Source organism: Pantanalinema sp. (assembly GCA_036704125.1).
Classification (GTDB): Bacteria; Cyanobacteriota; Sericytochromatia; order S15B-MN24; family UBA4093; genus JAGIBK01.
In genome coordinates this window covers 49,288-67,588 of the sequence record DATNQI010000069.1, presented here as the reverse complement: position 1 = coordinate 67,588, position 18,301 = coordinate 49,288, and the positions used below count along the sequence as shown (strand labels likewise).

Sequence of the window (18,301 nt, the reverse complement as noted above, 5' to 3'; positions counted from 1 at the left end):
GGGCGCCAACGTCTCGTCGACGAGGAGAAGTGATTGAGCGTGACCCACACCGAAGACCGCCTCCCCCCCTCCATCCTGAGGCGGTTACTCGTTCGTAAGCCCGTCGGCCAGTTCCACGACTCCGGCCTCAAGCGGGTGCTCGGCGCCCTCGATTTGACCGCCCTCGGCATCGGGGCGATCATCGGGACCGGCATCTTCGTCATCACCGGCACCGCGGCGGCCCGCTGGGCCGGCCCCGGCATCATCCTCTCGTTCATCATCGCGGGCATCGCCTGCGCCTTCGCGGCCCTCGCCTACGCCGAGCTCGCCTCGATGATCCCGGCCTCTGGCAGCGCCTACACCTACGCCTACTCGGCGTTCGGCGAGATCTTCGGCTGGCTCATCGGCTGGGCCTTGATCCTCGAGTACGTGGTGGCCTCCAGCGCGGTCGCCATCGGGTGGTCAGGGTACTTCGTCAAGATCCTCCACAACGTCGGCCTCGAGCTGCCGGCGGCCTTCGTCAACGCCCCGGGCGTGGTCCCGGGAGCCCTGATGAACGTGCCGGCCTTCGTGATCGCCCTGGCGGTCATGGCGCTCTTGATCCGCGGGATCAAGGAGAGCGCCAACGTCAGCACCTTCTTCGTCTTCCTCAAGGTGCTGGTGCTGTTGCTGTTCATCGCCCTGATGCTCGGCCACGTCAACCCGGGCAACTGGACCCCCTTCATGCCCAAGGGCTTCAACGGGGTCATGACCGGGGCGGCGACCATCTTCTTCGCCTACATCGGCTTCGACGCCATCTCGACGGTCTCCGAGGAGGTCAAGAACCCCCAGAGAGACCTGCCGATCGGCCTGATCGCCTCGCTCGGCGTCTGCACCGTGTTCTACATCGTCATCGCCGCCATCTTCACCGGCGTCATTCCGCAGTCGCTCTACCCCAAGCTGCTCAACGACCCGGCGCCTCTGGCCTTCGCCCTCGAGTACGTCAACAAGGGCTGGGCGGCCGCCCTCCTCTCGGTGGGGGCGGTCACGGGCATCACCTCGGTGCTGGTCGTGCTGATGATGGGGCAGCCCCGCATCTTCTTCGCCATGGCCCGCGACGGCCTGCTTCCCAAGGTCTTCGCCAAGGTCCACCCCCGCTTCGGCACCCCCTACGTCACCACCATCCTGACCGGGGTGGCGATCGCGACCCTGGCGGCCTTCACCCCCATCTCGATGGTGGCGGAGCTCGCCAACATCGGGACCCTCTTCGCCTTCATCATGGCGGCGATCGGGGTCTGGGTGCTGCGCGTCAAGCACCCCGAGTGGAAGCGCGGCTTCCGCGCGCCCATGCTGCCGGTAATCGCCGTGGGGGCGGTGCTGTCGTGCGGCTACATGATGATCAAGCTGCCGCACGAGACCTGGACCCGCTTCGGCATCTGGCTCACCATCGGCCTGGTCTGCTACTTCTCCTACGGCTTCCGCCACAGCATCCTGGGCAAGAAGGCCTAATCCTTGGCGAAGGTCGCGCCGAGGCGGTGCAGCAGCCCCGCCCGGCGGGCGCGATCCAGCACCTGCGGGGTGATCAGGCCGCCCGCCTGGACGATGGGGCGGCCGTCACCGTCGGCGAGGTTGACCGTCGCGTACTGCCCGACCATGTAGTCGTGCTGCGAGCGCGGCTCGTGGTGGAGCGTCACGTCGAGCGGCTCCTCCCACGCGGCGCCCTGGGCCTCGCTCGCGCACTCGAGCGCGATCCTCGCGATGCCCGCGCTCGGGGCCTCGCGCACCACGCACTTGACGCGGCCGAGCAGCTTGCCGGTGGCGTAGTCGCTCACCGGGCACCCCAGCAGATCGAAGTCACTCACGCTCATCGCACGCGTCGCTCCTCAGATGCTTTGCTTGGCCGGCTTACCACGCACCACCGACCCCTCGCACAGGGCCGATCCTACGAGGGGCGATCGCTGCCGCGAATGGCCGGGGCGGCGAAAGGGTTTGGCGGTGGCATCACCCCCGCCAGCCGGCTCTTATGGTCGCCTGGCGGCGGGGGTGATAGAATTGACGCGGCTTTGCTCTGACTGAAAGGACTTGCGGCTTGCTTATCGTCGAAACCGGCGCGGCGTTGCGCGCGGCGCTTCGCGCCCCGGCAGGAGGCATCGGCTTCGTTCCCACCATGGGCTTTCTCCACGAGGGCCACATGAGCCTCATGCGCCAGGCCCGGCGCGAGTGCGGGGTCGTGGTCGCCTCGATCTTCGTCAACCCCAAGCAGTTCGGTCCCCGGGAGGACCTCGCGCGCTACCCGCGCGATTTCGCGCGGGATCGCGCCATGTGCGAGGCGGTCGGGGTGGACGTGCTCTTCGCGCCCTCGGTCGCGGAGATGTACCCGCCGGGCTTCGCCACCGAGGTCTCGGTTGCGCCCGAGCTGACCGGGGTGCTCTGCGGGGCCTTGCGTCCGGGCCACTTCGCGGGCGTCGCCACGGTCGTGGCCAAGCTGCTGAATCTGGTAAATCCCGAGCGGGCCTACTTCGGCCAGAAGGACTTCCAGCAGTGGCGCGTCCTCAGCCGGATGGCCCGGGATCTGGCCTTCCCCACCGAGATCGTGCGCGGTGCGATCGTGCGAGAAGCCGACGGGCTGGCCATGAGCAGCCGCAACACCTACCTGAGCGCCGAGGACCGGGTGGCGGCCCTTCGCCTCTCGCGCTCGCTCGGCCTTCTCTTGCGCCGCGTTGCGGATCACCCGCTCGCCGAGGCCCTCGCTCAGGCGCGCGCCTACCTCGAGGCCGAGCCACGCCTTTCGCTCCAGTACCTTTCGGCGGTGGACGCCGAGCACCTCGGGCCCGCGACCGCCGCGGGGCCCGGCACGGTGGCCCTGGTGGCAGCCCAGCTGGGGAGCACGCGCCTGATCGACAACGTCATCCTGGATCCCCACGGCCCCGACGCCGCCCTCTGCGCCCTTCCCCTTTAAGGAGAGTCTCTAGATGAACCGCCTGGTAATCGCCATCGACGGCCCCGCGGGTGCCGGCAAGAGCACGGTCGCGCGCCGCGTGGCCCAGCAGCTCGGCCTGGTCTTCCTGGACACCGGTGCCATGTACCGGGCACTCACCTGGAAGGCCTTGGCCACGGGCCTGGACCTCGGCGACGAGGCCGCCCTCACCGAGCTGGCCAAGCGGTGCGCGATCGCCTTCACGCCGGGGGCCGAGGGCGATCGGGTCGCCATCGACGACGAGGACGTGACCGAGGCGATCCGCACCCCCGAGGTCACCCGGCGCGTCTCGGAGGTGGCCAAGGTGGCGGGCGTGCGCAGGGAGCTGGTCGCCCTGCAGCAGGCCATCGGCCGTGCCGGCGGGGTCGTCGCCGAGGGGCGCGACATCGGGACGGTGGTCTTTCCCTGGGCTGACCTCAAGATCTTCCTGGTCGCAAGCCCTGCCGAGCGGGCGCGCCGCCGGGCCAGGGACCTGGAGCGCGCCGGGCACGTGGTGGACGTCACGGCGCTCGAGCTCGAGATTTCGCGCCGCGACTCCCTCGACTCGACGCGCGAGCACTCCCCGCTCAAGCCCGCCGAGGACGCCATCCTGCTCGACAGCGACGGCCTGAGCGCCGACGAGGTGGTCGCGGCCATCGTGGCACGCGCGGGCACAGGGGTCGGACGATAGATTTTTCGAAATCCGGTGCACGTGGGCCGTTTGGCCCCTCGCATGACCGCCTCTCACCTGCTACTCTCAAAGGTGGGGGAAATTGGCCGGCCGTCACAACGATCCGGCGCGGTTTCTGCTATGATGCGTGAAGCTAGCGTGAGTTTCCGGTTTCGGGAGAGGCTGCTCGCGGGTATGTAGCCCTTAGCGGACGCGAGCCAGGGCGGGCTTGCATGATTCAAAGCGAGGCGCGGCGCCATGGACGGTGCGTCGGGTGCTCGAGAAGGCCGGCCTTGGGCCGGGGAGGTTCGCTCCGTGTTGGACAAGCTGTTCGGCAAGAACGCAGAGGTGATGGCCAGTGCGCTGGACGGCCTCTCCATGCGTCAGAAGGCGATCGCCGAGAACGTCGCCAACGCCGACACCCCCCACTACAAGCGCTTCGAGGTCGCCTTCGAGGGGGCGCTCGCCAGGACCGTTTCGCGGCCCGACGCCTTCTCGGTCCCGATGGCGGCCACGCACCCGGGGCACTACCGGGTGGATGGTCCCCAGAGCCTCGACGACTTCCAGGCCACGGTCTCGCGATCCAGCGAGGTGACCATGCGCAACGACGGCAACAACGTCGACATCGACGCGGAGATGACGCGCCTGGCGCAGGCCAACGTCACCTACAACGCCATTGCCGACCTGATGAAGCGCAAGATGACCGGGCTGCACTCGATCATCCGCGGCAACTAGGCCCCGAGGAGGACCCATGAGCACCTTCGACGCCCTCAACGTCAGCGGCAGCGCCTTGACGGCCCAGCGCCTGCGGATGGACACCATCGCGAGCAACCTCGCCAACGCCAACACGACCCGAACCGACAAGGGTACCCCCTTCCGCCGCGAGATGGTCGTCTTCGAGGCCAAGCCCTCCAACCGCCCGGGTCTCCCGGGCACCGGCGTCCACGTGGCGGGAATCGTCGAGGACCAGGCCCCTTTCCGGCTGGTCTACGACCCCGGCCACCCCGACGCCAACCAGCAGGGCTACGTGGCGTTCCCGAACGTCAATCCCGTCGCCGAGATGACCGACATGATCTCGGCGACCCGCTCTTACGAGGCAAACGTCACCGTCGTGCAGGCCCTCAAGGGTGCTGCCAACAAGGCCCTGGAGATCTAGGCGCATGGCTGGGCTTCCTCCTTTCATTCCCATTCCCGGGGCTCCGGGTCTCGGTCTGCCCTTCCCAAAGCTGGGTCAGCCTCAGGCGGCACCCGGCGCCGACTTCGGCAGCATGTTCGACGAGGCCCAGCGCAAGCGGGCCGAGCTGCCCATGGCCCCGGTCGAGAAGCCGGCCAAGTCCCTGTTCGCCGCTCCGGTGGCGCCGGCGCAGCCCGCGGCCCCCACGGCGATCTCCGAGCTCGGCAAGCCCCTCGGGGCCTTCCTGGAGAGCGTCAACGCGGAGCAGATCCATGCCGACTCCCTGAAGAACGAGCTTGCGACGGGAGGGGACGTGGAGCTGCACGACGTGATGATCGCGGCCGAGAAGGCCGGGATCTCGGTCGAGTTGACCATGCAGCTGCGCAACAAGCTCCTCGACGCCTACCAAGAAATCATGCGGATGTCCGTCTAGTCCCCTAAATGAACGACTTCATCAAGCAGCTAAAGCAAGACATCACCCGCATCTGGACCAGCTTGACGCAGGTCCAGCGGATCGTCTTCGGGGCGGTCGCCGCCGCGAGCGTGGTGGCCATCGTCATGCTGGTGCTCTGGGCCCAGACGCCGGAGTGGTCGCCCCTCTTCACCAACATGGAGGAGCAGGACGCCGGCCAGGTGATCGAGAAGCTCAAGGAGGCCAAGGTCCCCTACCAGGTCACGGGCTCCGCGATCATGGTGCCCAAGTCCAAGGTCCACGAGCTGCGCCTCGAGATGGCGGCCAAGGGCCTGCCCCAGGGCGGCACCGTGGGCTTCGAGCTCTTCGACAAGAACCAGTTCGGCATGACCGATGCCCTCCAGAAGCTCAACTACCAGCGCGCCCTGCAAGGGGAGCTGGTGCGCACCATCCAGTCGCTGGACGGCATCGAGACCGCCCGGGTCCACCTGGTCATCCCCGAGAAGGACCTCTTCTCGGACAGTGCCGAGGAGCCCTCGGCCGCGGTGGTGGTCAAGCTCAGGCCGGGCGCCAAGCTGAAGGGCGAGCAGGTCAAGACCGTCGCGTACCTGGTGGCCAAGAGCGTCGAGGGCCTCAAGGTCGCCAACGTGGTCATCACCGACGTGGACGGCCGGAACTACTCGGACGAGGTGGGCCCCGGCGAGGACGGCATGGCGTCTCCCGAGCTGACCATGTCCCAGATGGAGGTCAAGAAGCAGGTCGAGAGCGGCCTGCGCAAGAACCTCCAGGCGACCCTCGATCGGGTGCTCGGTCCCAACAACTCGGTGGTGACGGTGGCGGCGGACCTGGACTTCAGCCAGGTCGAGACCAACGAGGAGACCTACCAGCCCGTGGTCCGCAACCAGGATGGCAGCCAGACCGGCATCCTGCGCTCGACCAAGGAGCTGCGCGAGAGCTACAACGGGGCGGGTGCGCCCAGCGGCGGGATCCCGGGCGTCACCTCCAACATCAACGGCGGCGCCAACGCGAGCCTGCCCACCTACCCGGCCTCCGAGTCCGCGGGCGTGCCCGGCGCCTACAACAAGAGCGACCTGGTCCGCAACTACGAGGTCAACAAGAACGTGACCCGCAAGATCAAGGCGCCGGCCGAGATCAAGCGCCTCTCGGTGGCGGTCGCCGTCAACGGCGAGCTGGACCCCCAGCAGCTGGCGGACCTCAAGCAGATGGTCTCGGCCGCGGCGGGCAGCGACGCGGTGCGCGGCGACACGGTCGTCGTGACGGCCCAGAAGTTCAACGACACGGTCCAGAAGGCCGAGGAGATGGAGCTCGCCAAGGCCAAGCAGCAGGAGACGGTCCAGAGCTACCTCAAGATCCTGGTGGGCGTGCTGATCGGCATCGCGGCGCTCTTCCTCTTGCGCCGCGGCCTCGCCGCTCGCGCCGAGAGCTTCGACGAGACCCCGCTTACCCTGGAAGGCTTCGACGTGGACGCCCGGCTCTCCCAGCCCGCCTCGATCGGCACCATCGGCGAGGACGACCGCAAGACGCACCTCCAGAAGGAGATCACCAAGGTGGTCAAGCAGCAGCCCTCGGACGTGGCCAAGCTGCTGAAATCCTGGATGCTCGAGGACGAGTAACATGGCACGGCAGCAACACCTATCCGGCAAGCAGAAGGCGGCCGCGCTCCTGGTGGCGCTCGGCCCCGAGACGTCGAGCCAGATCCTCAAGTACCTGGGCAACAACGAGGACATCGAGACCCTCACCCTCGAGGTCGCGAACCTGGGCAAGCTGCCGCCCGAGGACACCGAGGGCATCCTCGAGGAGTTCTACCACGTCCTCCAGGCCAACCAGTACATCAGCACCGGCGGCGTGGGCTACGCCCGCGAGCTCCTGACCAAGGCCCTCGGCGCCGACAAGGCCGAGGAGATCCTGCACCGCCTCTCGGAGAGCCTGACGGCCCTGCCGTTCGAGTTCATCCGCCAGGCGGATCCCATGCAGATCCTCAACTTCATCCAGAACGAGCACCCCCAGACCATCGCCCTCATCCTGGCCTACATGAAGCCGGAGCAGGCGGCGCTTGTCGTCTCGGGTCTTCCCAGCGACCTCCAGACCGACGTGGCGACCCGCATCGCGCAGATGGACCGCACCACCCCCGCGGTCCTGCGCGAGGTCGAGAAGGTGCTCGAGCGCAAGTTCTCGGCGGTCATGAGCCAGGACTTCACCAACGCGGGCGGCATCAAGGCCCTGGTCTCCATGCTCAACTCGGTCGACCGTGGCACCGAGAAGACCATCCTCGAGTCGCTCGAAGAGCAGAACCCGGATCTCGCCGAGGAGATCAAGAAGCTCATGTTCGTCTTCGAGGACATCGTCATCCTCGACGATCGCTCGATCCAGCGCATCCTGCGCGAGGTGGACACCAAGGAGCTCTCGCTCGCCCTCAAGGGCTCCAACGAGGAGGTCCGGGCCAAGGTCTTCAAGAACATGTCCGAGCGAATGGGCAAGATCGTCCGCGACGAGCTGGACTTCATGGGCCCGGTGCGCGTGCGCGACGTGGAAGAGGTCCAGCAAAAGATCGTCTCGATCATCCGCGCGCTCGAGGAGCGCGGCGAGATCATCGTCTCGCGCGGCGGCGGCGACGAGCTGCTGAGCTGAGGCGGCGAGCGTCATGAGCGGCAAGATCATCAAGCGCGATCAGACCCGCTGGATCGACGGGAAGTGGGTCGTCAGCGTCCCCGAGCCCGAGAACGTCCCGGCCGAGGACGTCGAGGCGGCTCCTGCGATCGATCCCGCCGAGCTCCTGGCCGAGGCCGAGCGCCGGGCCCAGGCCCTGCTCGCAGCTGCCGAGGCCGAGGCCAACGACCTCATCGAGCGCGTGACCCGCGCGGCCTACGAGGACGGCCTGGCCCAGGGCCGCGACGACGGGTTCCAGGAAGGCCTCGCCGCCTGGCAGCAGGGCATCGAGGCCGTGCGCGCCGCCGCCGAGGCCTTCAACGCCGAGCGCGAGGCGAGGCTCGGCGAGCTGGAGCCCGATCTGATGCGGCTGGGCCTCATCGTCGCCTCGAAGGTCCTCCTGAAGGAGCCGCGCGATGCGGCCCTGGTCAAGGGCCTGGTGGACGCGGCCGTGGCCAAGGTGGCCGGCGAGGCCGTCGTGCGCGTGCGCCTCAACCCCCAGGACGCGGGGCACCTGGGTCCCCCCCCGCCCAGCCCGTTCGGTGCGAGCAAGCCGCAGCCGGCGCCCAAATTCGAGGTCGTCGCCGATCCCCTGGTCGGGGCCGGCGGCTGCGTGGTCGAGACCAAGACCGGTCGCGTCGACGCGACGTTCGCGACCCAGTTCGAGGAGCTCGCCCGCGCGGTGCTCGACGCGGAGCCCGAGGCCGAGCCGAGCCTGTCCGGTACCTTCCAGGACCTGCGCAAGGCGCCCCCTGCGCCTCCCGCCAAGAGCGGCAAGGCGAGTCCCTTCGGGGGCGGGGGCTTCTCGCCCCAGGGCTTCGGGCGCTGATGGGCGACCTCTTGGCGGCGGCCCTCTCGCGCGTGGAAGGTGCCGACCCCATCCGGGTCGAGGGCAAGGTCGCCCAGGTGATCGGCCTGGTGATCGAGAGCTTCGGGCCCCGGGCGAGCCTCGGCGAGCTGTGCCGCATCTCCCTCGGTTCGAACCGCCCCCCCCTGATGGCCGAGGTGGTCGGTTTCAGGGACGACCGGGTCCTCCTGATGCCGCTCGGCCTCATGGAGGGGGTCAAGCCGGGCAGCCCGGTGGCCGCCACCGGCCAGACGCTGGGGGTCCGGGTCGGGCCCCACCTCCTGGGGCGGGTCCTCGACGGCCTCGGCAACCCCATCGACCGCAAGGGCCCCCTCCTGGCCACCCACCGCGCCCCGCTCGAGGCCCCGCCCCCCAACCCCCTGACCCGCCAGCGAATCCACAAGCCGCTGCCCTTGGGCGTGCGCGCCATGGACGGCCTGCTCACCTGCGGCGAGGGGCAGCGCATCGGCATCTTTGCGGGCTCGGGGGTCGGCAAGTCGACCCTGCTCGGCATGATCGCGCGCTCAGCCCATGCGGACCTCAACGTGATCGCCTTGATCGGCGAGCGAGGTCGCGAGGTGCGGGAGTTCCTGGAGCGCGACCTGGGGCCGGAGGGCCTCGCGCGCTCGGTGGTGGTGGTCGCGACCTCGGACCAGCCCGCTCTGCAGCGCCTCAAGGGGGCGTTCGTCGCGACCGCGATCGCCGAGTACTTCCGCGACCAGGGCGCCAACGTGATCATGATGATGGACTCGGTGACGCGCTTCGCCATGGCCCAGCGCGAGGTGGGCCTCGCCGTCGGCGAGCCGCCCGCGACCAAGGGCTACACCCCCTCGGTCTTCGCCCTGTTGCCGCGCCTCCTGGAGCGCTCGGGTACCTCCGAGGTGGGGGCCATCACCGCCCTCTACACCGTGCTGGTCGAGGGCGACGACACCAACGAGCCCATCGCCGACACGGTGCGAGGCATCCTGGACGGGCACGTGGTGCTCTCGCGCGATCTCGCCGCGCAGAACCACTACCCGGCCATCGACGTGCTGTCGTCGGTCTCGCGCGTCATGACCGAGATCGTCCCGCTAGAGCACGTGCGGGCCGCAGGGGCCCTGCGCGAGACGCTCGCGACCTACCGAGAGGCGCGGGACCTGATCAACATCGGGGCCTACGCCGCGGGATCCAACCCCTCCATCGACCGGGCGATCGCCCGGATCGAGGCGGTCAACTTCTTCCTGAGGCAGGGGGTGAACGAGCCCATGGTCATGGACGAGACGGTCGCGGCCCTCCAGGGCCTGTTCGGGGAATAGGCCCGGTCCATGGCGAGCGGGTTCAAGTTCCGCCTCCAGACCGTGCTGGATCTAGCGGTGCGGGTGCAGGACCAGAGGGCGCAGCTTTTGGGCGAGGCGCAGGCCAAGGTCGTCGCCGAGCGCGATCGCCACGCCGGGCTCGTCGAGGCGCAGGGCCGCGCGCGCCAGGAGATCCTCGCCATGCAGGCCTCGGGCCGCCTCGACCTCCAGGCCATGCAGTTCGGCCACGACCACCTGGGCCACCTGATCGACCAGGCGCATCGGCAGCTCGGGGCGATCGCCCAGGCCGAGCGCGAGGCCGAGGCGGCGCGCGCCGAGCTGATGGAGGCCGCCCAGAAGGTCCAGGTGCTCGAGAAGCTCAAGGCGAGCGCCAAGGCCGAGCACCAGCGCGGGCTCGACCGGGCCGAGGCCCGCTTCATCGACGAGCTCGCGACGATCCGATTCGCGCGGACGAATGCCCTCAACTTTCCTTCACCGCCGCCGATGATGGAAGAAGGGGAGAAGTAGGGCCCCTGCGACGAGGAGGATTCCCCCTTGACTCAACCCATCCAGATCTTCCCGGGCGCCGAGACGGCTCCCGTCCGCACCAAGGCCGGGGCTTCCGCCTCGCCCCGCGACGGCTTCGCCAATGCCATGGACCGCAGCGCCCGCCGGCAGGAGCCGGCCCGGAGCGCCGAGCGCAGGCCCGAGCGCGCAGAGCGCAGGCCCGAGCGCGCCGAGGCGGAGCCCTCGAGCGAGGGTTCGAGCCGCGATGCGGCGAAGCCCGACGAGACCGTCGCGCAGCCGCCCGCTGCCGACCAGGCAGCTCAGCCCGGCGTCGAGGCCACCATCCCCGCCCAGCCCTCGCTGCACGACCCCCAGGTCATGCTGCCGGGCTTGGTGCAGGTCACCTCTGCGGTGCCGGTGCCTCCCGTCCAGCTCGCCCAGGCCCCGGCCGTCGTCGGCGCGGCGCCTCCCGTGGCGGCTCCCGTGACGGCCCCCGTGACGGCTCCGGTGACGGCTCCCGTGACGGCTCCCGTGACGCCTGCCCAGCCCCAGGTCGCCGAGGCCGCCCTGAACCCACTCGCGGCGGCGACCGTTGTCGCGCAGGCCGTCTCGGAGGCCGTCGATGCCCCTACTGCCGAGGCGTTGCCCGAGGAGGCCTCCGAGGGCGAGGAGCCGGCGGCCGGCGATCAGATGCCCAGGGTTCCCGTGAGCCCGGTGGCGCGCCAGCACGTGCCCGAATCCCTCGAGACCGTCAAGGCGACCATGAGCCTGACGGCCCACGACGCCCCCCTGAACCGCAAGCACCAGGAGGCCGCGGCGCGCGCCACGGCGCAGGCGCCGATCCCCACCGAGTCGAAGCCGGTCGCGGCCGAGGCCTTGACCAAGGCGCTCGAGACGCAGAACGTCCCCGCCGGCCCCGCAGCGAGCGCTCAGGCGAGCCCCGCGCCGGAGGCTGCGGTCCAGCCGTGGGAGCTGCACCACCCCGTTCAGGCGGCGGAGGTCGCCGTGCCCCAGGCGCGGGTTCTCGATGGCGATGCCCCTCGCGCGGAGGCCATGCCCATGCGCGAGGCCCTCAAGACCTCCTTCGAGCAGGCGGCCCGCGAGCCCGGCAAGCCGACCGAGCTGCGCCTGCAGCTCAGCCCCGAGCATCTCGGCCGGATGCAGATCCGCGTCGTCTCCCACCAGGGCACGCTCAGCGCCTCGATCCGGGTCGAGCAGAGCGCGACGCGCGACATGATGCAGGTCCAGATGGCCGAGCTGCGCCAGACGCTCGCCGATCAGGGCATCAAGATCGACCGCCTCGAGGTCAGCGTGGGGCAGGATCAGCGTCGCCCCGAGCAGGGCTTCGATCTCTCGGGCGGTTACCAGCAGCAGTCCCAGCAGCAGTCGCAGCAGGACGCGCAGGCGTCCGGCCGCCCTCGTTCCCTCGGCTTCGACGACGCGGGCGAGCCCGTCGCGGAAATGACCCCGGAGGAGGCGGCGGGCGAAGCGTCCGCCGTCGCCGAGCGCATCGATTACCAGGCTTAGACGCCCTTAGTTCAGGAGGCGAATCCCCATGGCAGAGACCGGAGCCGTTTCGGGCAGCAGCAACAACAACCCCGTCCAGACGACCACCAAGAAGAACTCGGATCTCGGCAAGAACGACTTCCTCAAGCTGCTGGTCACCCAGCTGCGCTTCCAGGACCCCATGAACCCCATGGAGGACAAGGAGTTCATCGCCCAGATGGCGCAGTTCAGCTCGCTCGAGGAGATGCAGAACCTGAGCAAGACCCTTTCCCAGCAGGCCGAGCTCGGTCAGCTGAGCCAGGCCTCCGGCCTGATCGGCAAGAAGGTGGCCGTGCGCACCGACGACGCCCACTTCGCCGGCCAGGTCGTCGAGGCGCGTCGCGTGGACGGCGCGATCAAGCTCATGGTCAAGCCCGACGGGGAGGCCGACGGCGCCCTGGTGCCGGTCGAGATCCAGCACATCGAGCAGATCGCCTAAGCGGCCACAGCCGCCCCTAAAGGTCTCGCTTGCGTGGCCGATACCAATACTAGTCGGAAGGTTTCGCCTTCCTGGCGGCCGAAATTTTCCCCGATTGCCTCGCGGTGACCCCATAAGGAGGAGTCCAGATGCTTCGTTCACTCAACTCCGGCGTGTCCGGTCTGCGCAACCAGCAGATCCGCTTGGATGTCATCGGCAACAACATCGCCAACGTGAACACCATCGGCTACAAGGCGCAGCGGGTGAACTTCCAGGAGCAGTTCCTGCAGACCCTGCGCGGCGGCTCGGCTCCCAGCGGCGCTTTGGGCGGAACCAACCCCAGCCAGCTGGGCCTCGGCGTCACGGTGGGCTCCATCGACCTCCTCATGGGCCAGGGCTCGCTCAATCCGACCGGCAAGAGCACCGACATGGCCATCAGCGGCGAGGGTTTCTTCGTCGTCAGCGACGGCAAGCAGCAGGTCTTCACCCGCGACGGCTCCTTCGACTTCGACCGCGAGGGCAACCTGGTCAAGATCTCGAACGGCTTCAAGGTCATGGGCTGGAACGCCACCTCGCAGCCGGATGGCACCTACAAGGTCGAGACCGCCCGCCCCCCCGAGACCCTCAGGGTGCCCGCCGGCGTCACCCTGACCCCCCAGGCCACCCAGAACATCCGCATCGGCGCCAACCTCGAGGCCCTGACCCCGATCGATCCCGATCCCAACAGCAAGGCCAAGAGCTCGGTGACGATCTTCGACTCCAAGGGCAACGTCCACAAGGGCAACGTGGAGTTCACCAAGACCGCGACCAACACCTGGACGGTGGCCTTCGTGCCGGACAAGGCCGACTCCTTCCAGGGGGGCGCCACCTCCTACGACCTGGGCACCCTGACCTTCGACAACAAGGGCGTCTTCGCGAGCTACGACCAGCCGACCCTTACCCTGGACCCCGCCAACGCCGGCGACTTCGACCAGCTCAACATCAAGCTGAACCTGGGCAAGCCCGGCGACACCAGCTCCATGACCCAGTACAACGACCCCAGGACCGACGAGTCGAAGAGCTTCTACAACAGCACCGCGGTCATGACCGACCAGGACGGCTACTCGTCGGGTTCGCTGACGGGCGTGGCGGTGGACGCCGCGGGCTCCATCCAGGGCGTCTTCTCGAACGGCCGCACCCGCGTCCTCGGTCAGGTGTCGGTCGCGACCTTCACCAACCCCGTCGGTCTTCTGGTCAACGGCGACAACCTCTTCTCGGCGACGCCCAACTCGGGCGAGCCCCAGGTGGGCGTCGCGGGCGCGGGCTCGCGCGGGCTCATCGCCCCCGGCTCGCTCGAGAACTCGAACGTGGACCTGGCCTCGTCGTTCGCCGACATGATCGTGGCGCAGCGCGGCCTGCAGTCCAACTCCAAGATCATCACCACCTCGGACGAGGTGCTCCAGGAGCTGATGTCGCTCAAGCGCTAGCGCTCGCGACTCGGCTTCGCAGGACCTGACCCTTGGAGGTGCATGGCGTCGGCCCGGTGGTCCCGGGCGGAGTTTTCCCGGCTTCGGGGGGGATTTCCCCGGAGCCGGGCGCTTCGCTTGTGGGCGAGCACGTCCGGTCGCGCATCGAGGCCCTCAAGGGAATGGCGATCGACCTCATCGCGGACGTTCTCAGCGACGGTCATCTGGCCCAGGAGGTCGAGAAGCTCGGCCTCCCGCCCGAGCCCACCCGCCTACTGGCCGCCCGTGCCCTGGTGGCCGAGCAGGGGCGCCTGGACCCCATGCTGCTCAAGGAGGTCGAGCGAGGTCTCTCGCGCCTCGAGCGGCCCGAGCCTCGCGACGCGGCGGCGATCGCCTTTCTGGTGGTGAGGCGCTTGCCGGTGACCCCCGAGACGGCGCTGATGGTCCTCGGTCGCCACGACGCCCCCCAGACCTCGGGGGAGCGCCTCAAGCTCATGGTCGAGCAGGTCTCGCTCCAGTGGGGACCCGAGGACGAGTCGCGGCTGCCCTCGCGCGAGGCGCAGACCTCGCGCGTGCCCCATCTCGCCGAGGGCCTGGAGCGCCTCTTCGCCACCATCGCGCCCGAGCGCCGAGAGGCCCTCGCGGAGGCGGTGACACGCCTGCTCGCCGCCTTCGCGAGCCCGGCCGACGAGGCGCCAGAAGGGGAGGCTCACGATCCGAGCGCCAAGGCTCCGAGCGTCTCGATCCCGAGCGCCCCGGCCCAGCCCTCGGCCCCGGCGTCCCTGTCCCCGGCCCGGCCCTCGGCCCAGCCCCCGGCGTCCCTCTCCCCGGCGCCCCACCCGGGGACGATCGAGGCTGACGGCGCCCAGCCGTCGCTCCACGAGGCGATCGTCCGGGCTTATCGCGCCTTGCCTGCCGCCAGGCAACCCGCCTTCGAGGCCGCGCTCGATGCCCTCTTGTCGGACTTCCTGGCCGAAGCCGGCGCTCCGATCGAGGTCCGCCACGACGAGCCCCCCGCCCCGGCGCCGCTCGCCCCGAAGGCCGAGGCCCTCGCGAGGCTGCAGGGCCTGGCGCTGCCCGAGGGGGGACGCACCGAGGTCGAAGCGGCCCTTCGTCGCCTGGTGGCCGCCCTGGTGCCGCCCGAGGCGGACCTGGCCCGCATGGCCGAGCAAGCCCCCGAAGAGGCCTCTAAAGAGGCGGCCGTGCCGCGCGAGCGCCTGGCCGAGGTCCTGGAACGGGTGGTGGATCGTCACCCGGTGGACGCCGATGCCCGGGCCCTGCGCGACGAGATCCGCTTCGGCCAGCTGCGCGCGGCGGGCGACGAAGGGCTTGCCTTCACGATTCCTTTATGGTGGAGTAGGGGAAGCGGCGAGATCCGGGTACATGAGCGCCAGGGGGAGGGCGATTCCACGGCCAGCGGCCCCTCCGGGGCCACGCGCGTGGTCATCGCCCTCGATACGCCTCACTTGCACGGCATCCGGATCGATTTACTTTTGAATCAGCGCCAGGTAAACTGCCAAGTCTCCCTCCAGGATCCGGCCGCGGCGGCCTTCCTGGAAGCACGCCTCCCGGAGTTGCGAGACGCAATCGAGGGGGTCGGGGTCCGGGTCGGGACCATGGGCCTGCGCAAGGAGGCCCAGCGCCGCAAGGCGCCAGGGACGGCCCCCGCCTCGGGTGTCGCGGGTGCCTCGGGCGTGGACTTCTATGGCTAGGAGCCGTCATGACCACCGGTGAGGACGCCGAAAAGCGCGCCGTGGCGCTGCGCTACGAGACCGAGCACGACGAGGCCCCGACGGTGGTCGCGAGCGGCCGCGGGCTCACGGCCGAGAAGATCCTGGCGCTCGCCGCCGAGCACGGGGTCGCGGTCCACCACGACCCGCTTCTGGTCGAGAGCCTCTCGGTCCTGGAGCTGGGCGAGGCGATCCCCGCCGAGCTTTATCCGGTGGTGGCGGAGGTCCTGGTGTTCGTGCAGCGGATGAACCGCGAGAAGGGAGAGGCAAGGCAGTGATCAAGCTCACCCGCCTTAACGGGATCGCGTTCGTGATCAACTGCGACCTGATCGAGTCGGTCGAGGCGACGCCCGACACCATCGTGGCGCTGACCTCCAACCAGCGCTACGTGGTGCAGGAGTCCGTCGACGAGGTGATCGAGCGGGTGGCCGCCTTCAAGCGCCGCTGCCACCCCGATGTTCGCTTGATTCTTGGGGCCGCGCCCGGCGCGGCCGTCGTAGCGGAGGCCTAGTGGAAATCGCAACCATTCTCGGACTGCTCCTCGGGTGGGGGGCCATGCTCGTCGCCAGCGCGATGGAGTCGGGCGGCATCCACGGCCTCACCGCCCTCTGGCAGCTGACGGCCTTCATCATCGTGTTCGGAGGCACCTTCGGCGCGGCCCTGATCGCCTTCCCCCTGAAGGACGTCCTCAACCTGCCCCGGATGCTGTCGTTGACCTTCACGGCCAACCCCTACGACCCGGTCTCCTTGATCCCGCAGCTGGTCGGCTACGCCGAGAAGGCCCGCCGCGAGGGGCTGCTCGCCCTCGAGGCCGACGTGGCCGAGGCGGGCGACGACTACCTCCAGAAGGGGATGCAGATGGTGGCCGACGGCATCGACCAGCACACCGTCCGCGACATGCTCGAGACCGAGCTGAGCTTCATCGCCAGCCGCCACGCGGCCTCCTTCGGCATCCTCGAGGCCATGGGCGGCTTCGCGCCCACCATGGGCATCATCGGAACGGTCATGGGCCTGATCCACGTGCTGGGGAATCTCAGCAACCCCTCGGGTCTGGGCGGGGCGATCGCGGTGGCCTTCGTGGCGACCCTCTACGGCGTCTGGACCGCCAACCTCCTCTGGCTGCCGCTGGCCACCAAGCTCAAGCGTCGCAGCGAGCAGGAGGTCCTGGTCCGCGAGATGATGCTCGCGGGGATCCTCGCCATCCAGGCGGGCGACAACCCCCAGATCGTCGAGGAGAAGCTCAAGAGCTTCCTCTCGCCCGAGATGCGGCGCGCCCTCAAGCCCGCCGAGGAGGTCTAGCTTGAGCGGTCGGCGCGCGCGCCGGGCACACGGCGGGGGCGGCCACGGCGGCGGCTCTTCCGAGCGCTGGCTGTTGACCTACGCCGACCTGATCACGCTGCTGCTGGTCTTCTTCGTCGTGCTGTACGCCCTCTCCCAGGTCGACGTGGCCAAGTACGAGAAGCTCAAGGAGTCGCTCAACAAGTCCATGGGCGCGAACAGCACCGTGATCGATCTGAAGGGTGCGGGTCACCGCGAGAACACCCTCCTGGACGGCGGAAAGGGCGTGCTGCCCCACGAGCAGCTCATCGTGCCGCCCGAGCAGCTGGAGCTCGAGCGCCTCTCGACCGAGGTGGAGCAGATGGCCGAGGAGGCGGGCCTCGCCGACGAGCTGGAGGCGACCGTCACGAGCGAGGGCCTGGTGGTCTCGATCTCGAACGCCGGCTTCTTCATGCCCGGCGACGCGGGCCTGCGCCCCAAGGCGGTGCCGACCCTGGACCGGATCGCGCGCATGCTCAGGACCTTCGACCACACCATGCGGATCGAGGGTCACACCGACAACACCCCCATCTCGACGGCGCGCTACCCCTCGAACTGGGAGCTGTCGGCGTCCCGCGCGACCAACCTGGTGCGGTTCCTGATAGAGCGCCATTCCTACGAGCCGCGCCGGTTATCAGCGGCGGGGTACGGGGAATACTACCCCAAGGTTCCCAACGACACCGAAGCCCACCGTGCCCAGAACCGGCGCGTCGACATCGTGGTCCTGCGCGCCGCGCAGCCCCCTGTTCCGCCCTCCCCTGACACGACTCGCTACTAGGAGGCACCACCCGAACCATGGCCAAGCAAGCTGCTGCGAAGAAACCGCCGTCGGACGGACCGATGAACGGCAAGGTGATCATGGCGGCGGTCGGCATCGCCCTGATCTCGAGCCTCAGCTCGTTCGTCGCGATCCGCTTCGCCATGCCCAAGCAGGTGATCATCGAGAAGCACGTGATCACCGAGAAGGGCAAGGTCGTCGAGGACAAGCAGCACGAGGAGGCGCCCGCGCCCGTCACCGAGATCTACCCGGTCGGCGAGTTCATCGTCAACCTCTCGGACCCGGGCCGCCACTACCTCAAGACCACCGTGGCGCTCGCCATGGCCGGCGAGGCCCACGCCGATGGCGAGAAGAAGGGCGGCGGCGGCCACGGCGGCGGCGCCGAGGAGGACCCCTCGGCTGCGATCAAGGCGGCCATGGCGACCTACGAGCCCCTGTACAAGGACGCGATCATCGCCACCCTGTCGCGCCAGTCGATCGCGCGCCTCAAGGCGCCCGGCGGCCGGGACCTGATCAAGGACGAGCTCAAGGTGACCCTCAACCGCATCGCGCCCGACAAGAAGGTCATGGGCGTCTACTTCACGGATTTCGTGATCCAGTAAG

21 protein-coding genes are annotated in these 18,301 nt (G+C 69.2%); 20 read left to right on the top strand and 1 reads right to left on the bottom strand.

From position 1 onward, the window contains the following. Positions 1 to 39: 39 nt before the first annotated feature. Entirely contained in the window at positions 40 to 1,467 is a 1,428-nt protein-coding gene (locus V6D00_11270; GenBank protein HEY9899752.1) for an amino acid permease, read from the top strand. On the opposite strand, the gene V6D00_11265 is transcribed toward V6D00_11270, so the two are convergent. Continuing rightward, complete coding sequence (locus tag V6D00_11265) at positions 1,464 to 1,820, bottom strand: hypothetical protein (GenBank protein ID HEY9899751.1); 357 nt, start codon at positions 1,818 to 1,820, stop codon at positions 1,464 to 1,466. The two genes, V6D00_11270 and V6D00_11265, sit on opposite strands and share 4 nt — an antisense overlap. Before the next feature lie 227 nt (positions 1,821 to 2,047). On the opposite strand from V6D00_11265, the gene panC reads away from it, so the two are divergent. The 19 genes from panC (at position 2,048) to V6D00_11170 (ending at position 18,300) form a co-directional block, all read left to right on the top strand. Beyond that, the gene (gene panC, locus V6D00_11260; GenBank protein ID HEY9899750.1) at positions 2,048 to 2,917 is read left to right on the top strand and encodes a pantoate--beta-alanine ligase; all 870 of its coding nucleotides are present in this window, start codon (positions 2,048 to 2,050) and stop codon (positions 2,915 to 2,917) included. 13 nt (positions 2,918 to 2,930) lie between these two features. Then, positions 2,931 to 3,605 carry a (d)CMP kinase gene (gene cmk / locus V6D00_11255; GenBank protein HEY9899749.1) on the top strand — a complete coding sequence of 225 codons (675 nt, stop codon included), beginning with the start codon at positions 2,931 to 2,933 and terminating at the stop codon, positions 3,603 to 3,605. A gap of 294 nt (positions 3,606 to 3,899) precedes the next feature. Next, entirely contained in the window at positions 3,900 to 4,319 is a 420-nt protein-coding gene (gene flgB / locus V6D00_11250; protein ID HEY9899748.1) for a flagellar basal body rod protein FlgB, read from the top strand. Positions 4,320 to 4,335: 16 nt separating this feature from the next. Next, a complete protein-coding gene (flgC, locus tag V6D00_11245) occupies positions 4,336 to 4,740 on the top strand; it encodes a flagellar basal body rod protein FlgC (GenBank protein ID HEY9899747.1) in 405 nt (134 codons plus the stop codon). A gap of 4 nt (positions 4,741 to 4,744) precedes the next feature. Next, positions 4,745 to 5,191 (top strand): flagellar hook-basal body complex protein FliE, encoded by a 447-nt coding sequence (fliE, locus tag V6D00_11240; GenBank protein HEY9899746.1) that lies wholly within the window; start codon positions 4,745 to 4,747, stop codon positions 5,189 to 5,191. Between the two features lie 8 nt (positions 5,192 to 5,199). Beyond that, positions 5,200 to 6,804: a flagellar basal-body MS-ring/collar protein FliF gene (fliF, locus tag V6D00_11235; protein HEY9899745.1), complete on the top strand. Its 1,605-nt coding sequence runs from the start codon at positions 5,200 to 5,202 to the stop codon at positions 6,802 to 6,804. 1 nt (position 6,805) lies between these two features. Continuing rightward, a complete protein-coding gene (fliG, locus tag V6D00_11230) occupies positions 6,806 to 7,819 on the top strand; it encodes a flagellar motor switch protein FliG (protein ID HEY9899744.1) in 1,014 nt (337 codons plus the stop codon). A 13-nt stretch (positions 7,820 to 7,832) separates the two neighbouring features. After that, a complete protein-coding gene (locus V6D00_11225) occupies positions 7,833 to 8,666 on the top strand; it encodes a FliH/SctL family protein (GenBank protein ID HEY9899743.1) in 834 nt (277 codons plus the stop codon). Further along, complete coding sequence (gene fliI / locus V6D00_11220; protein HEY9899742.1) at positions 8,666 to 9,979, top strand: flagellar protein export ATPase FliI; 1,314 nt, start codon at positions 8,666 to 8,668, stop codon at positions 9,977 to 9,979. Before V6D00_11225 ends, fliI begins: the two co-directional genes overlap by 1 nt. 9 nt (positions 9,980 to 9,988) lie before the next feature. Continuing rightward, a complete protein-coding gene (fliJ, locus tag V6D00_11215) occupies positions 9,989 to 10,486 on the top strand; it encodes a flagellar export protein FliJ (GenBank protein ID HEY9899741.1) in 498 nt (165 codons plus the stop codon). Positions 10,487 to 10,513: 27 nt separating this feature from the next. Beyond that, positions 10,514 to 11,992 carry a flagellar hook-length control protein FliK gene (locus V6D00_11210; protein HEY9899740.1) on the top strand — a complete coding sequence of 493 codons (1,479 nt, stop codon included), beginning with the start codon at positions 10,514 to 10,516 and terminating at the stop codon, positions 11,990 to 11,992. A gap of 28 nt (positions 11,993 to 12,020) precedes the next feature. Continuing rightward, positions 12,021 to 12,449 carry a flagellar hook capping FlgD N-terminal domain-containing protein gene (locus V6D00_11205; protein HEY9899739.1) on the top strand — a complete coding sequence of 143 codons (429 nt, stop codon included), beginning with the start codon at positions 12,021 to 12,023 and terminating at the stop codon, positions 12,447 to 12,449. Between the two features lie 128 nt (positions 12,450 to 12,577). Next, positions 12,578 to 13,894, top strand: a complete 1,317-nt coding sequence (locus V6D00_11200) for a flagellar hook protein FlgE (protein ID HEY9899738.1) — start codon at positions 12,578 to 12,580, stop codon at positions 13,892 to 13,894. 119 nt (positions 13,895 to 14,013) lie between these two features. Then, positions 14,014 to 15,585, top strand: coding sequence for a flagellar hook-length control protein FliK (locus V6D00_11195; GenBank protein ID HEY9899737.1), 1,572 nt, complete (start codon positions 14,014 to 14,016; stop codon positions 15,583 to 15,585). Between the two features lie 8 nt (positions 15,586 to 15,593). Then, positions 15,594 to 15,881, top strand: coding sequence for an EscU/YscU/HrcU family type III secretion system export apparatus switch protein (locus V6D00_11190; protein HEY9899736.1), 288 nt, complete (start codon positions 15,594 to 15,596; stop codon positions 15,879 to 15,881). After that, complete coding sequence (locus V6D00_11185; protein ID HEY9899735.1) at positions 15,878 to 16,114, top strand: flagellar FlbD family protein; 237 nt, start codon at positions 15,878 to 15,880, stop codon at positions 16,112 to 16,114. Before V6D00_11190 ends, V6D00_11185 begins: the two co-directional genes overlap by 4 nt. Then, positions 16,114 to 16,902 carry a flagellar motor protein gene (locus tag V6D00_11180; protein HEY9899734.1) on the top strand — a complete coding sequence of 263 codons (789 nt, stop codon included), beginning with the start codon at positions 16,114 to 16,116 and terminating at the stop codon, positions 16,900 to 16,902. The genes V6D00_11185 and V6D00_11180 overlap by 1 nt, the downstream gene beginning before the upstream one ends. Position 16,903: 1 nt before the next feature. Continuing rightward, complete coding sequence (locus V6D00_11175) at positions 16,904 to 17,698, top strand: flagellar motor protein MotB (GenBank protein ID HEY9899733.1); 795 nt, start codon at positions 16,904 to 16,906, stop codon at positions 17,696 to 17,698. Positions 17,699 to 17,715: 17 nt separating this feature from the next. Next, positions 17,716 to 18,300 (top strand): flagellar basal body-associated FliL family protein, encoded by a 585-nt coding sequence (locus tag V6D00_11170; GenBank protein HEY9899732.1) that lies wholly within the window; start codon positions 17,716 to 17,718, stop codon positions 18,298 to 18,300. The last annotated feature ends 1 nt before the right edge of the window (position 18,301 follow it).

What these genes read in the sequence shown, in the direction of transcription:
- cmk (HEY9899749.1), top strand. Translation starts at nt 2,931, where the DNA reads ATGAACCGCCTGGTAATCGCCATCGACGGCCCCGCGGGTGCCGGCAAG.
- flgC (HEY9899747.1), top strand. Translation starts at nt 4,336, where the DNA reads ATGAGCACCTTCGACGCCCTCAACGTCAGCGGCAGCGCCTTGACGGCC.
- fliE (HEY9899746.1), top strand. Translation starts at nt 4,745, where the DNA reads ATGGCTGGGCTTCCTCCTTTCATTCCCATTCCCGGGGCTCCGGGTCTC.
- fliF (HEY9899745.1), top strand. Translation starts at nt 5,200, where the DNA reads ATGAACGACTTCATCAAGCAGCTAAAGCAAGACATCACCCGCATCTGG.
- fliG (HEY9899744.1), top strand. Translation starts at nt 6,806, where the DNA reads ATGGCACGGCAGCAACACCTATCCGGCAAGCAGAAGGCGGCCGCGCTC.
- V6D00_11225 (HEY9899743.1), top strand. Translation starts at nt 7,833, where the DNA reads ATGAGCGGCAAGATCATCAAGCGCGATCAGACCCGCTGGATCGACGGG.
- fliI (HEY9899742.1), top strand. Translation starts at nt 8,666, where the DNA reads ATGGGCGACCTCTTGGCGGCGGCCCTCTCGCGCGTGGAAGGTGCCGAC.
- fliJ (HEY9899741.1), top strand. Translation starts at nt 9,989, where the DNA reads ATGGCGAGCGGGTTCAAGTTCCGCCTCCAGACCGTGCTGGATCTAGCG.
- V6D00_11205 (HEY9899739.1), top strand. Translation starts at nt 12,021, where the DNA reads ATGGCAGAGACCGGAGCCGTTTCGGGCAGCAGCAACAACAACCCCGTC.
- V6D00_11200 (HEY9899738.1), top strand. Translation starts at nt 12,578, where the DNA reads ATGCTTCGTTCACTCAACTCCGGCGTGTCCGGTCTGCGCAACCAGCAG.
- V6D00_11190 (HEY9899736.1), top strand. Translation starts at nt 15,594, where the DNA reads ATGACCACCGGTGAGGACGCCGAAAAGCGCGCCGTGGCGCTGCGCTAC.
- V6D00_11170 (HEY9899732.1), top strand. Translation starts at nt 17,716, where the DNA reads ATGGCCAAGCAAGCTGCTGCGAAGAAACCGCCGTCGGACGGACCGATG.